The sequence below is a fragment of the Gilvibacter sediminis genome, from assembly GCF_028561565.1.
GTDB classification, from domain to species: Bacteria; Bacteroidota; Bacteroidia; order Flavobacteriales; family Flavobacteriaceae; genus Gilvibacter; species Gilvibacter sediminis.
This window is the reverse complement of sequence record NZ_JAQQTE010000019.1, coordinates 127042-141347: the sequence shown is the minus strand read 5'-3', so window position 1 is coordinate 141347 and position 14306 is coordinate 127042. Positions and strand designations below refer to the sequence as shown.

Genomic DNA, 14306 nt, shown 5'->3' with positions numbered 1-14306 from the left:
ATAGTTATTTCTTACAAACCGAGACGATTAAGTCGGCTAAACGTTGCGAATAACCGCTTTCATTGTCATACCAACCAATGATCTTGACCATGCGCCCAATCACCGAAGTCATGTCTGAATCAAAGACGCAAGAGTGCTTATTTCCAACAATATCAATAGAGACTATAGGATCTTCCGTATAGTCCAGAATTCCCTTTAAACGACCTTCTGCAGCCTCTTGAAAAGCTTTGTTGATCTGCTCGATACTTACAGTCTCCTTTACGTTGAAAGTGATGTCTGTCATGGAACCGTTAGGAACCGGCACTCGAATTCCACAACCACCAATGACATCGGCTAAATCTGGAAAGATCTTAGTCAGTGCTTTGGCAGCTCCAGTGGTGGTGGGAACTATAGATTGTCCCGCCGCTCTCGCTCGCCTCAGGTCTCGATGCGGCTGATCGTGCAGACTTTGGTCGGTGGTGTAAGAGTGAACGGTAGTGATATAGGCTTGCTCCACACCGCAGAGTTGATCAATGATCTGCACCATGGGAGCGGCATTGTTGGTCGTACAAGAAGCGTTGGAAATGATCGTCTCCTCAGAATCTAAGAGTTGATCATTCACGCCTAAAACAACCATCGGGATATCATCATCAGCAGGAGGTACACTTAATATCACTTTTTTGGCGCCGGCCTTTAAATGTCCTTCGAGTTGTTGACGCTCCTTAAACTTTCCGGAAGCTTCCACAACAACATCTACTTCTGGCCAATGGCAGTTTTGCGGGCTTGAATTATTACTCAGCGGAATCGCAATGCCATTGATAAGTATTCCTGATTGTGTGTCGCTTATATCGGCATTGAAAACACCATGGATGCTGTCATACTTTAGAAGATGCGCCAAAGTTTTGGCGTCTGCCAGATCGTTAATGGCCACCACCTCAATATCAGGATGTTGATAAACAGTCTTGAAAAACGTACGACCGATACGGCCAAATCCGTTGATGGCAACCTTGATCTTCGCCATGACCTGTGCTTAAGTAAGGTGTTTCTGAGCCTTGTAAGAAGAGCGAACTAATGCACCACTTTCTACATGTCTAAAGCCCATCTCTAATCCGAGTTGTTCGTATTTCTTGAATTGCTCCGGGGTAATGAATTCTTTTATAGGCAGGTGTTTTTTAGAAGGCTGAAGGTATTGTCCAATGGTCACAATATCCAATCCAACACCGCGTAGATCTTCCATGGTTTGGATGACTTCGGCTTCTGTTTCTCCAAGCCCGAGCATAATTCCGCTTTTAGTGCGGTTGATTCCTTCTTGCTTCAAATAGCGCAAAACCTCTAGGCTGCGTTCGTACTTAGCTTGAATACGTACCTCGCGCGTCAAACGCTTAACCGTTTCCATATTGTGTGAGACCACTTCTGGCTTTACGGCTACTATACGGTCAATATGACGGGTGATTCCTTGAAAATCAGGGATCAGCGTCTCTAGGGTAGTGTCTGGATTCATTCTTCGGATGGCCTTTACAGTCTCCGCCCAAATAATTGAACCCATATCTTTCAAGTCATCGCGATCCACAGAGGTGATCACCGCGTGCTTGATGTTCATGAGTTTAATAGAGCGCGCTACCTTTTCGGGTTCATCCCAGGCAACGGTTTCTGGTCTTCCGGTTTTTACGCCGCAAAATCCGCAGGAACGGGTACAAATATTCCCCAGGATCATGAAAGTTGCTGTACCTTCTGTCCAGCACTCTCCCATATTCGGGCAGCTACCAGAGGTACAAATAGTATGTAAGTCGTATTTATCGACCAAGCCGCGCAGTTCGGTGTACTTCTTCCCAGTAGGAAGTTTTACCCGCAACCATTTGGGTTTGGCTGTCGCTTTTTTCGGTGTCGCTTCTTGAATTTCCATAAACAATTTTACACTACAAAGTTACGAAGAAAGCACTAATTCTACTAGAGCGTGAAAAGATACCAAATGCTAAAACTAATTAGTGTGAGCATTCCTATCCAAGCCAGAATATACAAGGGTTTTGAGGGTTTGTGCTGCTCAGGCATATGTTTGCTGGTTACGAGCCTTAAATTGAGTCCGGCGTAAAATGGTGCCGTTAAAAAGGAAAGAACGGTTGCAACCTCTATCAGAATACCCATCAAACCTTCTACGCGGGTCAAAAAGACAAAGATCCCGGTAGTTCCAAGAACCAAAATGATCAACCAGGTCAAATAGGCTTTAGGCATTTCTCGATCACGCAAGAGTTCCGTGGTACGCGCCATAGCTCTTGGAGAGGCGTCCAAAGTGGTTAAAGTGGTGCTGAACATAGTGGTTAAGGCAGCTATTCCAATGATGTATCGTGTACCTTCTCCGAGGTTCACGGTATACATTTCAATGAGTTGATTGGCAAAGACCGCTCCGCGGCTTGAAAATTGTTGACCGCTGCCAAACATTACCAATCCACCTAATAGCAGAAAGCAAATGGCTAGAATCACCGTGGCGATATAACCTACATTAAAATCAAAGCGCGACTGTTTTGGAGTTATAGAATCTGTGATCTTCTTTTTTTCAAGGGTCCACATAGAATGCCATATGGAGATGTCTAAAGGCGCAGGCATCCATCCCATAAAGGCTATTAAAAACCCAATTCCCATTGCTGTGTCTGGCAATTGTTGCTGCCAATTTACATCGCTGTTATTTGTGAGTGCCAAGGCCACGGCGATCAGCGTACTTATGGTCAAACAGATTATGATGATCTTCATCAAACTGTCCAAGACCCTGTAACGCCCAAGAATCAGGATCAGAAAACAGATTCCTGTGATAATGGCGCTCCAAAGCGTGGTGTCTTGTCCGCCAAAAAGGCTGCTGGCAATGCCTGAGGTCACAATGGTCACCGCCGTTTGTATGGTGAACATGGTTGCTAAGGTGATTACGAAGTAAGCGATCAGCGCAGGCCGACCAAGTTTTTTATAGCCTTCTAAAAGACTTTCTCCAGTAGCCATGGCATAGCGCGGTCCGAATTCAAAGAAGGGATATTTGGCCAAGTTGATCAGCAATAAGGCCCAGAGTAAACCTAAGCCGAAATCGGCTCCAGCTCTTGTGGATTGCACCAAATGCGATACTCCAATAGCGGCTCCAGCAAATAGAAAACCGGGGCCCAATTTGCGTATGGTCTGTGCCCATTGCATTAGCCTTGGCGTTTGGATTTGATAAGAGTTGCCAGTAGATTTTTTGCCCGAAGCAACTTTACTTTTACGTTGCTAAGCGATTCTTCCATAGCCTCGGAGATCTCATTGTATGACTTTTCCTGGAAATAACGCAGGTTGATCACTTCTTGATAATGCGGCTTGAGTTGTTTGATCATGGCCAAGAGTTCTGCCAGATTTTGCTCGGTGATGAGTTTGTCTTCTGCGGTTGGTGCATTATCTGCAACCTTTTTTAGGTGTTCGCTGGCGGAGGTGTATCGGTCTATTTCTGGTTGATTGTTTTTCTTTCTGGATTTGTCAATCTGCAGATTCTTGGAGATGGTGATCAGCCAGGTATTGAATGCGTATTTGGGATCATATGTACTCAACTTATCAAAAGCCTTAGAGAAGGTCTGGATGGTGATCTCTTCCGCCTCGTATTCATCTTTTAAGCGCTTGAGTTGGAATCCGTAGACTTGATTCCAATAGGTATTCAGCAAAGTATTAAAGGCAATTTGGTCTCCTTTAAGGGCTTTATCTATAGCTGAAGCAATCTTTTGCTCGTTTATTTCCAAGTGGGTTTTGGGCTTAGAAGATTGGTTATAAATATACTCATTTGGAAACAGATGAGAAACAACTCCAAGACGGGAGCTGCCAAAACCAAGTCTAGCGCTTTTAATTTTTTTCCAGCTCCTGAGTAAGCCAACCACTGCAGGACTGTTCTAAGTCCTAGATAAATTAGCGCGTATTGCAGATTTGTTATTGCAAGCAAAATTAACACAGTCCAAAACCCAAGATTCCCCAAATAGTAAAGCCCTAAAGCATTTTTAAAGAATGTTTTGTAGTGTTTAGCCGTGCTGATATGTCTTCTTTTTTGTCTGATCCAAGCCGCAAAACTGGACTTGGGTTCCGATGTGGTAAAGCTCTCCGGGTCTAGACAGTAGGTCGTGTTTTGAGCAGTTGCTACCTGATTGACAAAAAGGTCGTCATCACCCGACTGAATTTTGATATGACTAGCAAAGCCCTTTTGCTCTTCAAATAGGATCTTGGTATATCCTAAATTTCTTCCGACGCCCATATAAGGTTTCCCGGCCTGAGCATAAGAGAAATATTGTAGCGCAGTGGTAAAGGTCTCAAAACGGATCAGGGCGTTAAGCAATCCAAAGCGTTTTTGATACCCACCGAATCCCAGTACCAGTTGTTTTTCTGAACTGAAATACTGACTCAAGGTGCTTAGCCAATTGGTAGAATCTGGAACGCAATCCGCATCCGTGAAAACCATACGGGTGTGTTTGGCTTTTTTAATGCCCAAGGTCAATGCGTATTTTTTGGAATTGTGAAAACGTTCGTTGGCTTTTACATAGACTGGAGTAATCCGTGGATCTTGATTGCTAAAGCGATCTATGAGGTCTGCAGTTGCATCTGTAGAGGCGTCATCAATTAAAACTAGTTCAAAATCAGGATGGTTTTGCCTAAGCCAAATCGGGATGTTCTTTTCTAGATTTTCTGCTTCATTCTTTGCACAAACCACTAAGGATACAGGATAGACCTTTGAGGTCTGCGGAGCAGGGTTTTTGCTCCATCCGAAGTACATAAAAACAAAGTAGTACAGCAGGTTGATCAGCAGTACGCCCAGGGCTATGTAAACCAGTGGCGTCAAAAAAGATTACTTGCTAGACTCGTTACAAGAACCAAACTCGCTAGGCATTTTGCCGCAGAATCCGCAAGCTTCTCCTTCTTTGTTGAGCATTGGATTTTGGCTAGCACAAGTACCGGCGAATTCGCCGTCTTTCTTTGCCCAGATTTTAATGGCAATCCCTGCAAAGGCTAACAGTAACAGTCCAAGTGTGAGTAAGAGTAGTTTCATTATGCTTGTGCTTTGAGCTTTAAGAATTCGTCTTCAATGGATTATCTGACCAATTCACCCTGCAAAAATACAATCTTTTGATATCTTTAGTTCGATGAGGGCTGCAAAAAAATACTTAATTCTTTTGGTGTGGAGTTTACTACTTTTTAGTTGTAAGCAGGAGAAAGCTGAGGTTCCAGTGGAACGGGTTGCAGCTCCTGCAATCGACACGATCGCTCCGCCACCACCTCCAATTAAAGTAGCCGTAGTAGATGGCCTGCACTTGCGCTTGGCAGAACGCCTAAGCGATCAAGCACGTGAAGATTCAACCTATATGCGTTTTGCAGATGCGCTTAAATTTTCCAGTGGAGAGAAAACCTTGTTGGTGCCAAGCTCAATGCTGTCTCGCAAAGACTGCAAGGATACAAATTTGGATGATTATCTATTGGAGCAGTCTTTAGGCAGTCCGCAGATCATGGAAGAACTCAACGGATTTAGGCCGCGATTTTCTGCGATGAGCACTAGTGGAAAAGAATGGGTTTTTAGTCGAGCTTCTGACAGTCTCTTAGTAGAAGACCCTTCTGGGAAACGCTATCTGATGTGGCAAACGGATATTAGAGCCGCCAATGGGTTGTTGCATTTGCTAAGACCAATCAGCAGCCAATCAGATTGACTTCTGCTTGTAGCGCGATTCCGAATTTTTCCAAAACCTCCTTTTGAATTCTTTGCGCAAGAGACCAAATTTCTTGTCCAGTAGCATTTCCGTGATTGACCAGGACCAACGCTTGTCTGTCGTGAACACCTGCGTCTCCAAAACGCTTGCCTTTAAAACCGGCATGTTCTATAAGCCAGCCTGCAGGAACTTTTACTTCCGTCTCACTGACCTCGTAAAATGGAGCATCTGGGTTGTTTGATTGAAACACCTCAAAAGCTGCCCTGCTGATCACAGGATTTTTAAAGAAACTACCACTGTTACCGATCTGTGCTGGATCTGGCAATTTGCTACTTCTGATATTGATCACCGCTTGAGCTATATTGGCTACAGAAGGAATCAGATTGAGATTTTCTAATTCTGTATTTATCGCACCGTAAGAAGTGCTCAAAGCATGATTGTCAAGACTCAGTTTTAAACTAACAGAAGTGATGATATAGGCTCCTTTAAGTTCATTCTTAAAAACTGAATCGCGATAGCCGAATTGGCAATCCTCCAGATCAAAAGTCTTTAAGTTTCCAGTCGCAATCTCAACAGCCGTGCAGGAAACAAAAACGTCTTTGAGTTCCACGCCATAGGCGCCAATATTTTGTATTGGAGCCGCTCCGATCTTTCCGGGGATGAGTGCTAGATTTTCAATGCCGCCGTAGTTGTTGTCCACACAGTACATAACAACATCGTGCCAATTCTCGCCCGCTTGAAATTCTAGGGTGATGTAATCTTCGGTACGAGAAACTTCTCGAATTCCTTTGTTGTTAATGTGCAGTACGGTTTGCTCAATCGCCGCGCAAAGCAACATATTACTACCACCACCGAGTACAAAATAATCCTTAGGGCCATCTTCACTCAGAAGATCTTGCAATTGCTGTTGGCTGCTGATCTCAATAAAATCTGCAGCTTGTGCATCAATGCCAAAAGTATTGTATGTCTTTAAGGAAGTAGGCAATGCTTAATCTTTGTAAACAGCCAGCGCCGCCTTTAGAATGGCAACAGCACGCTTGAGTTTGTCTTCATTGAGTACGTATGCAATACGCACTTGATTCTTTCCAACTCCTTCTGAGGAGTAGAAACCAGCAGCTGGAGCCACCATTACTGTTTCTCCATCTAAGTCAAAAGATTCCAAAAGCCATTGGGCAAATTTATCGGAATCGTTCACCGGTAATTGCGCAATGCAATAAAAGGCTCCTTTTGGGTTCCCCACTTCAACACCTGGAATTTCTTCCAATCCAGCAATTAAAGTATCGCGTCTGGAACGGTATTCGGTTTTCACTTCTTCAAAGTAGGAGTTTGGTGTATCTAAGGCAGCCTCACTAGCGATCTGTGCGAAAGTAGGAGGGCTTAAACGCGCCTGAGCAAATTTCATCGCGGTCTTCATCACCGCTTTATTCTTAGAGACCAAACACCCAATGCGCGCACCACACATGCTGTAGCGTTTAGAAACCGAATCTACAATGATCGCGTGCTCTTCCAATCCTGCTTCTTGCAGAATAGAGTAGTGCGGCTCATCTCCATAGGTGAATTCGCGGTAGACTTCGTCTGCCACCAAAAAGAGATCGTGTTTTTTAACCAAAGCAGCTAGTTTTTGAATCTCTGCTTTAGAATAGAGATAGCCCGTTGGGTTCCCTGGGTTACAGATCAAGATCGCCTTAGTATTAGGCGTGATGAGTTGTTCAAAATCTTCAATAGGAGGTAGGGCAAAGTTGTTCTCAATTTTAGAGATCACAGGAACAATCTCTACTCCAGATGCCGTTGCAAAGCCGTTATAGTTTGCGTAAAATGGCTCCGGTATGATGATCTGATCGCCTGCATCAGCAATACAACCCATAGCAAAGAGCAGCGCTTCACTACCACCGGTGGTCACAATAATGTCGTTCGCACCAACATGTATGTCATGTTTGGCGTAGTAAGCCGCAATTTTTTCGCGGTATTGGTCAGAACCTTCGCTGCGCGAATAGGCCAATACTTCTATTTGGTTGTTTTTAATAGCATCAAGGGCTACTTGCGGGGTTTTGATATCGGGCTGGCCGATGTTGAGGTGATGGATGGTTTTACCTTGCTTGATGGTAGCTTCTGCAAACGGAACCAGTTTTCTGATCGGTGATTCCGGCATGGCCACTCCTTTCTGAGAGATTGCAGGCATAGCGAACGGATAAATAGTTAAAATTCGACTTCGAAAAGCAAAGATAAAGTAACATTGGCTTAAGTTTTATAACTTATACTAGAAAATCGTTCTGCTTGAAAAATCTGTTGCTTATTTGCTCATTTTTGGTCTGTTGCACCCTTCTGGGGCAAGGGCGTTTTAGCCTGCCGGAAGGCACTCCGAGCAATAAGATCGATTTTCAGTTCTTGAGCAATTTGGTCATTGTACCTGTAGAGCTCAACGGAGTCACCTTAGATTTTCTGTTGGACACCGGAGTCAATGCCACCATCTTGTTCAGCATAGAGAATAAAGATTCCATCCAACTCAATAATACTAAACCCGTCAAGCTGCGCGGCTTGGGGACCGGGAGTTCCATTGAGGCCATCAAATCTACTGGCAACACTTTCAAAATTGGCGAAGCGATCAACCGCAATCAATCCGTCTTTATTGTTTTTGATGAGGACTTGAATTTTTCTCCGCGTTTGGGAGAAGCTGTTCACGGGATCATTGGCTATGACTTTTTTAAAGATTTTGTGGTAGAGACCGATTATGTTCGGGAAAAGCTGACTTTTTATGATCCTGAGTATTACAAACCTCCAGACTGCCGACGCTGCTTTAAGACCCCCATGCGCTTTTACAACAACAAACCCTATGTGGAACTGGAGGCCACCGTAAGGGGTGTTACCGATACTGTTACCGTGCTTTTAGATTCTGGTTCTGGAGATGCTTTGTGGCTCTTAAAGGACAAGGAGCCCTGGATAAAAGTACCCAAAAAGCACTTTAGAGATTTCTTAGGCTTGGGACTCAATGGAAATATTTTTGGAGATCGTTCTCGGATTGCGGGAGTCGGATTGGGTGATTATTATTTACGCGATGTCAATACGGCCTTTCCAGACAAGGACGCCTTTGGGAACATCAATCTATTCAAAGCTCGTGACGGTTCTATGGGTGGCGAGCTACTCAAACGATTTACTACGATAATCAACTATCCCGATCGGGAATTGATCTTAAAGAAGAACCGTTATTTCAATCAGCCATTTTACTACAACATGAGCGGCTTAACCTTGCAGCATAACGGTTATGAGTACGTAAAGGAAAAGCTGGCGGGAACTAATAAATCCAAATACGGAAATGATCCCAACAATGTAAAGAATGAGGTCATTATGTATGAGACTCAGCAGTTGTACGCAATTAAACTGGCTCCTAAGATAGAGGTGGCAGAGGTACGTGAAGGCTCACCAGCCTATGAGGCTGGGATGCGGCCGGGTGATATTTTGACCTTTCTCAATGGAGAGCCAATTCATCGGTATACCTTACAAGAGCTCAATGCACTGTTTCATTCCAAAGAAGGAAAACTGATGCGTTTTAGAGTGAATCGCAACGGGTATAACTTGAGGATCGCCTTTAAGCTCCGCCGAGTGCTATAAAAAAAACCCCGCCGAATGGCAGGGTTTCTATTTTACTGAAGCAAGTGCTTCTTAACGTGTCTTTTCTAATACACTTTTCTTGCTGTCTGGATCTAGGATAGTTCCTTTGATCTTGATGGCCTTAACAGGCTCGTCAGCGTTAGAGTATACAGTAATCGTTTTGCGGATTGGACCTACGCGTCTGGTGTCATATTTCACCTTGATCTCTCCTGTAGCTCCAGGGGCAATTGGTGCGTCTGGTTTTTCAGGTACAGTACATCCACAGCTTGATTTAACGTCTGAGATGATCAGCGGAGCGTTTCCGGTATTGGTGAATTCAAATACGCGAACTCCGTCAGCGCCTTTGTTGATCTCACCGTAATCGATGGTTTCTTGAGTGAATTCAATTTTTGCCACCTTGTCCTGAGCTTGCACAGCATAGCTCATTAAAGTTACTACGGCTAAAAGAATAATCTTTTTCATGTCATTTAATTTAGAGAACCAAAGTAGGTTTTTTGGGTTAGTTTATCTGCTAAAAATGCGCTAAGTCTGTGTTAAAATCTAAAATTTTCGACCAAATGCACACTTTTAGTGGGGTTCATTACATTTCCTAATGCTAAAGTAGCCAATATTTTGACTTGTCCAAAAATCGCCTAATAGCTTTTAAATTCTTGAGTATATAACTACTTTTGCTCCCTTATAGAGTTCAAAAATCAGACCAAAATGGCATTAGCAGCAAAATACAGCGCTAAGGAGGTAGAGCAGAAGTGGTACAACTACTGGATGGATCAGGGGTATTTTCATTCTGAAGTCAATGAAAAGGAGCCTTATACCATCGTAATTCCACCACCAAACGTGACTGGAGTCCTGCACATGGGACACATGCTTAACAATACCATTCAGGACGTGCTTATTCGCAAAGCACGCTTGGAAGGCTACAATGCTTGCTGGGTACCTGGAACGGATCACGCCTCTATTGCAACGGAGGCTAAGGTTGTTGCCAAACTCAAATCCGAAGGGATCGAGAAAAGTAGCCTGACCCGTGATGAATTCTTAAAGCACGCTTGGGATTGGACCCACAAGCACGGCGGGATCATCTTAGAGCAATTAAAGCGTTTGGGAGCCTCCTGTGATTGGGAGCGCACCAAATTCACCATGGATGAGGATATGTCTGAGTCTGTGATCCACGTTTTTGTTGACCTTTTCAACAAAGGATTGATCTACCGCGGTTACCGCATGGTAAACTGGGATCCTCAGGCCAAGACCACCCTTTCTGATGAAGAGGTGATCTACCAAGAAAAGCAAGGGAAGCTTTACTACGTTTCCTATAAAGTTGCTGGTTCTGACGATACTTTGACCATTGCTACCACGCGTCCGGAAACCATTTTAGGAGATACGGCGATCTGTATCAATCCTAATGACGAGCGTTTCACCCATTTGAAAGGTAAAAAGGCCATTGTTCCGATCTGCAACCGTGAGATCCCGATCATTGAGGATGAATATGTAGATATGGAGTTTGGTACAGGTTGTTTAAAGGTAACCCCTGCCCATGATGAAAACGATAAGGTTCTCGGAGATAAGCACGGCTTAGAGATCATCGATATTTTTAATGACGATGCGACCTTGAATGCATACGGAATGCATTACCAAGGGCAGGATCGATTTGCTGTACGTAAAGGAATTACCAAGGAGCTTGAAGAATTAGGCCACTTGGTGAAAACCGAAGACTACACCAATAAAGTAGGTACTTCTGAGCGTACTGGTGCCGTTATTGAGCCTAAACTGAGCGATCAGTGGTTCTTGAAGATGAAAGACCTAGCAGCTCCAGCTTTAGAGGCTGTTATTAAGGAAGATGTGGCTTTAGTTCCTGGAAAGTTCATCAACACCTATAAGCACTGGATGGAGAATGTTCGCGATTGGAACATCTCTCGTCAATTGTGGTGGGGACATCAAATCCCAGCTTACTATTACGGTGCTGACAAACAGGAGTTTGTAGTTGCTAAAACTGCTGATGAAGCACTTAAACTGGCTCAAGAAAAAAGCGGAAACGCGCAGTTGACCGCTGCAGACCTGCGCCAAGATGAAGACGCTTTAGATACTTGGTTCTCTAGCTGGCTGTGGCCAATCTCTGTTTTTAACGGAATCTTGGAGCCAGATAATAAAGAAATTGAATATTACTACCCGACCAATGATCTGGTTACGGCTCCTGAGATCTTATTCTTTTGGGTAGCCCGTATGATCATTGCCGGATACGAATACCGTGATGCTAAGCCGTTCAGCAATGTTTATTTGACTGGAATTGTACGCGATAAGCAACGCAGAAAGATGAGCAAGTCTCTGGGGAATTCTCCAGATCCGATCGAGCTTATTGAAAAGTACGGCGCTGATGGCGTTCGTGTTGGAATGTTGTTGAGTTCCCCGGCAGGAAACGACTTGATGTTTGATGTGGATCTCTGCGAGCAAGGAAGCAAGTTTGTCAACAAGATCTGGAATGCTTACCGACTGATTCAAGGTTGGGAAGTTTCTGAGGATAGAAAACAAACAGAAGCGGAAAGCTTGGCCTTGCAATGGTACCGCAACCGTTTCCAACAAGTATTGCGCACTGTAGAGAGCGAGTTTAAGCAATACCGCATTTCTACGGCGCTTATGGAAACCTACCGTTTGATCTGGGATGATTTCTGCTCTACCATGTTAGAGGCTATCAAGCCGCCATACGGGGAGCCTGCATCTGCGCAGACCTATCGTGAGGCTATTGCGATTTTTGAGGATAACTTACGCATCTTGCATCCGTTCATTCCGTTCTTGACGGAAGAACTTTGGCACGATATCGCGGAGCGTTCTGCAGAGGAAGCTTTGATCGTTTCTAGCTGGCCAAAACACCAAGATTTTGATGCGGATTTCATTGCGAATTTTGACTTTGCTATGGAGGTTGTATCGGGCATTCGTACCATCAGAAAGGAAAATCAGATCGCCTTTAAAGAAACCGTTGATCTTGTTATAGCCGATAATGAAAAGCAAGGGCGCAGCTTTGAGCCGGTGATCCAAAAACTTGGGAACATTCTGAACATCTCTCACGGGGAGGCCGTTGACGGAGCTTTGACTTTTAGAGTAAAAGCCAACGAGTATTTTGTGCCGATCAGTGGGGCTGTTGATGTGGAAGCGCAGATCGCCAAGATCCAAGAAGAACTCAGCTATACAGAAGGCTTTTTAAAGAGCGTTCAGAAAAAGTTGAGCAACGAGCGTTTTGTGAATAATGCTCCGGAGCAAGTGGTTGCCGTTGAGCGTAAAAAAGAAGCAGACGCCTTAGCGAAGATCGAAACCTTGAAAGCCAGTCTGGCCGGTTTACAATAATTACCTTCGGTACAAGAGGTAGTGGTTCACTGCGTCAATATACTTTTGCTTGGCTTCATCCGGAGTCATGTTTTTGACTTGAAATAAAGCATTGGTTTTAAAAGCATTGATCAGGGGTTTGGAACTGCTGGGCAACTCTCTGTTCTTAGTGGCTACCTTGTAATAGGCGTAGAGTCTGAGTAAGAAATCTGCAGGAAAGGGTTGATCGTGGCTGTTGATGGTCTCCACGGCCGTTTCAAAGGCTTTATCTAGTTCTTCTGAGTTCATGCGCGCGCAAGCACTGTGAGTCCACCTTTTACTTTCTGATTGAGGCTGACCTCAATTTTCGCGTCTAAAGGCAGGAACACATCTACACGGGATCCGAATTTGATGAATCCGCTGTCTGAAGTTTGGTCTGCTTGTTGTCCTTCCTCGGCGTAATTCACGATGCGCTTAGCAAGTGCTCCGGCGATCTGGCGGTGCAACACATCACCAAATTGTTCGCTTTTCACCACCACGGTGGTGCGTTCGTTCTCTTCTGATGCTTTTGGATGCCAAGCCACCAAATATTTCCCAGGATGGTATTTGCTGTAAACGATATCGCCACCGACTGGGTAGCGTGTTACGTGGACATTGAGTGGAGACATAAAAACGGAGACTTGCCTGCGTTTGCCTTGAAAGTATTCGGGTTCTTCAACCTCTTCTATCACTACGACTTTTCCGTCAACTGGAGATAATACTGCAGCGGCGTCTGGAGTGAAATTTCGTTTGGGATTTCTAAAGAATTGTAAGATCAGAATCAGCAAAACTAAAAACGTACCCATCAACGTATAGCGCAGCCAGGGTAATTCAACAAACTGATCCACTGTGAGCACAGAAGCGATGCACAGCACTAAGCTGGCCAGAATAATCGTATTTCCTTCCTTATGAAACATAACAGTTCAAAATTAAGAATATATAGACAAATGGCGCAGCATAAATCAGACTATCCATGCGGTCGTATAATCCGCCGTGTCCCGGCATGATAACGCCACTGTCTTTCACACCGGCTTCTCTTTTCATTTTAGATTGGACCAGATCGCCTAAGGTTCCAAAGATCACTACAATGGCCGCTAGGATGATCCAGTTCCACAGTCCATAGACGCCATAGATCATATGAGCCGCTATGCCGATACCTATAGCTCCAACAGCTCCGCCTAAGAATCCTTCTACAGTTTTCTTAGGGGATACGCGTTCCATAAGTTTGGTTTTGCCAAAATTACGTCCCACCAAATAAGCGAAACTATCATTGGCCCAAAGCATGAGAAAAACGGCTATAACTACTTTGTAATTGAAGACCTCGTTGTCTAAAGGCAGCAGTGATAAGGATCCGATTCCCAGGCATAAATAGCCAACGAATACCAATGGTCTTAGCGGAGGCATTAAAACTCCATCTGCTTTGAAAAGCCAGTGAAGTAAAGCCAAATTCACAATGATATTAAAACTGACGATTAAGGTTGGGTCAACCCAGCTGGGGACTACCCAATGCAGTACTCCTGCCAGAATAGCCAATAGCGGAATGCCTATCCAAACTGGGAATTTGTTCAATCGACAATATTCCAAGCTGACCAGTACTCCAAATACAAATACTACGATGAGAAACGCAATTTTGGACCACAGTAACGACCCTAAAAGTAGGGCTATGTAGAGCGCTCCTGAAGCGGTGCGAATCAAAAGGTCCTTCAT

The 14306-nt window shown here is 44.4% G+C and carries 15 protein-coding genes; 3 read left to right on the top strand and 12 right to left on the bottom strand.

Annotated elements, in window-relative coordinates; genetic code table 11:
* Nucleotides 1-4: 4 nt before the first annotated feature.
* From gap to POW22_RS11000, 6 genes are read right to left on the bottom strand one after another with little or no spacing between them, the layout of a single operon-like run.
* Nucleotides 5-1000 carry a type I glyceraldehyde-3-phosphate dehydrogenase gene (gap, locus tag POW22_RS11025; RefSeq protein WP_272832734.1) on the bottom strand — a complete coding sequence of 332 codons (996 nt, stop codon included), beginning with the start codon at nucleotides 998-1000 and terminating at the stop codon, nucleotides 5-7.
* 9 nt (nucleotides 1001-1009) lie between these two features.
* Nucleotides 1010-1882 carry a lipoyl synthase gene (gene lipA, locus POW22_RS11020; protein WP_272832733.1) on the bottom strand — a complete coding sequence of 291 codons (873 nt, stop codon included), beginning with the start codon at nucleotides 1880-1882 and terminating at the stop codon, nucleotides 1010-1012.
* 44 nt (nucleotides 1883-1926) lie between these two features.
* Nucleotides 1927-3150: an Nramp family divalent metal transporter gene (locus tag POW22_RS11015; protein WP_272832732.1), complete on the bottom strand. Its 1224-nt coding sequence runs from the start codon at nucleotides 3148-3150 to the stop codon at nucleotides 1927-1929.
* A complete protein-coding gene (locus POW22_RS11010; RefSeq protein WP_272832730.1) occupies nucleotides 3150-3722 on the bottom strand; it encodes an RNA polymerase sigma factor in 573 nt (190 codons plus the stop codon). The genes POW22_RS11015 and POW22_RS11010 overlap by 1 nt, the downstream gene beginning before the upstream one ends.
* Nucleotides 3713-4807: a glycosyltransferase gene (locus tag POW22_RS11005; RefSeq protein WP_272832728.1), complete on the bottom strand. Its 1095-nt coding sequence runs from the start codon at nucleotides 4805-4807 to the stop codon at nucleotides 3713-3715. The genes POW22_RS11010 and POW22_RS11005 overlap by 10 nt, the downstream gene beginning before the upstream one ends.
* A gap of 6 nt (nucleotides 4808-4813) precedes the next feature.
* Nucleotides 4814-5014: a membrane or secreted protein gene (locus tag POW22_RS11000; protein ID WP_272832726.1), complete on the bottom strand. Its 201-nt coding sequence runs from the start codon at nucleotides 5012-5014 to the stop codon at nucleotides 4814-4816.
* A 94-nt stretch (nucleotides 5015-5108) separates the two neighbouring features.
* Between POW22_RS11000 and POW22_RS10995 the strand changes: the two genes are divergently transcribed.
* Nucleotides 5109-5666: a hypothetical protein gene (locus POW22_RS10995; protein WP_272832725.1), complete on the top strand. Its 558-nt coding sequence runs from the start codon at nucleotides 5109-5111 to the stop codon at nucleotides 5664-5666.
* Here the strand turns inward: POW22_RS10995 and murB are convergent.
* Together murB and POW22_RS10985 are read right to left on the bottom strand one after the other, a co-directional pair.
* Nucleotides 5647-6651, bottom strand: coding sequence for a UDP-N-acetylmuramate dehydrogenase (gene murB / locus POW22_RS10990; RefSeq protein ID WP_272832724.1), 1005 nt, complete (start codon nucleotides 6649-6651; stop codon nucleotides 5647-5649). The genes POW22_RS10995 and murB overlap by 20 nt on opposite strands.
* A gap of 3 nt (nucleotides 6652-6654) precedes the next feature.
* A complete protein-coding gene (locus POW22_RS10985) occupies nucleotides 6655-7845 on the bottom strand; it encodes a pyridoxal phosphate-dependent aminotransferase (protein ID WP_272832723.1) in 1191 nt (396 codons plus the stop codon).
* A 95-nt stretch (nucleotides 7846-7940) separates the two neighbouring features.
* Between POW22_RS10985 and POW22_RS10980 the strand changes: the two genes are divergently transcribed.
* Complete coding sequence (locus tag POW22_RS10980; RefSeq protein WP_272832721.1) at nucleotides 7941-9272, top strand: aspartyl protease family protein; 1332 nt, start codon at nucleotides 7941-7943, stop codon at nucleotides 9270-9272.
* Nucleotides 9273-9323: 51 nt separating this feature from the next.
* Here POW22_RS10980 and POW22_RS10975 read toward each other — a convergent pair whose 3' ends face one another.
* Nucleotides 9324-9734, bottom strand: a complete 411-nt coding sequence (locus POW22_RS10975; RefSeq protein WP_272832720.1) for a DUF1573 domain-containing protein — start codon at nucleotides 9732-9734, stop codon at nucleotides 9324-9326.
* Nucleotides 9735-9974: 240 nt separating this feature from the next.
* Here POW22_RS10975 and POW22_RS10970 point away from each other — a divergent pair, with 240 nt between their 5' ends.
* Entirely contained in the window at nucleotides 9975-12602 is a 2628-nt protein-coding gene (locus POW22_RS10970) for a valine--tRNA ligase (protein ID WP_272832718.1), read from the top strand.
* Here the strand turns inward: POW22_RS10970 and POW22_RS10965 are convergent, their stop codons facing one another.
* Genes POW22_RS10965 through POW22_RS10955 form a run of 3 tightly spaced genes read right to left on the bottom strand, consistent with a single transcriptional unit; the run spans nucleotide 12603 to nucleotide 14306 of the window.
* Nucleotides 12603-12869 carry an acyl-CoA-binding protein gene (locus tag POW22_RS10965; RefSeq protein WP_272832717.1) on the bottom strand — a complete coding sequence of 89 codons (267 nt, stop codon included), beginning with the start codon at nucleotides 12867-12869 and terminating at the stop codon, nucleotides 12603-12605. It abuts the gene before it with no gap.
* Nucleotides 12866-13516 (bottom strand): phosphatidylserine decarboxylase family protein, encoded by a 651-nt coding sequence (locus POW22_RS10960; protein ID WP_272832716.1) that lies wholly within the window; start codon nucleotides 13514-13516, stop codon nucleotides 12866-12868. Before POW22_RS10960 ends, POW22_RS10965 begins: the two co-directional genes overlap by 4 nt.
* Nucleotides 13506-14306 (bottom strand): phosphatidate cytidylyltransferase, encoded by an 801-nt coding sequence (locus tag POW22_RS10955; RefSeq protein ID WP_272832715.1) that lies wholly within the window; start codon nucleotides 14304-14306, stop codon nucleotides 13506-13508. Before POW22_RS10955 ends, POW22_RS10960 begins: the two co-directional genes overlap by 11 nt.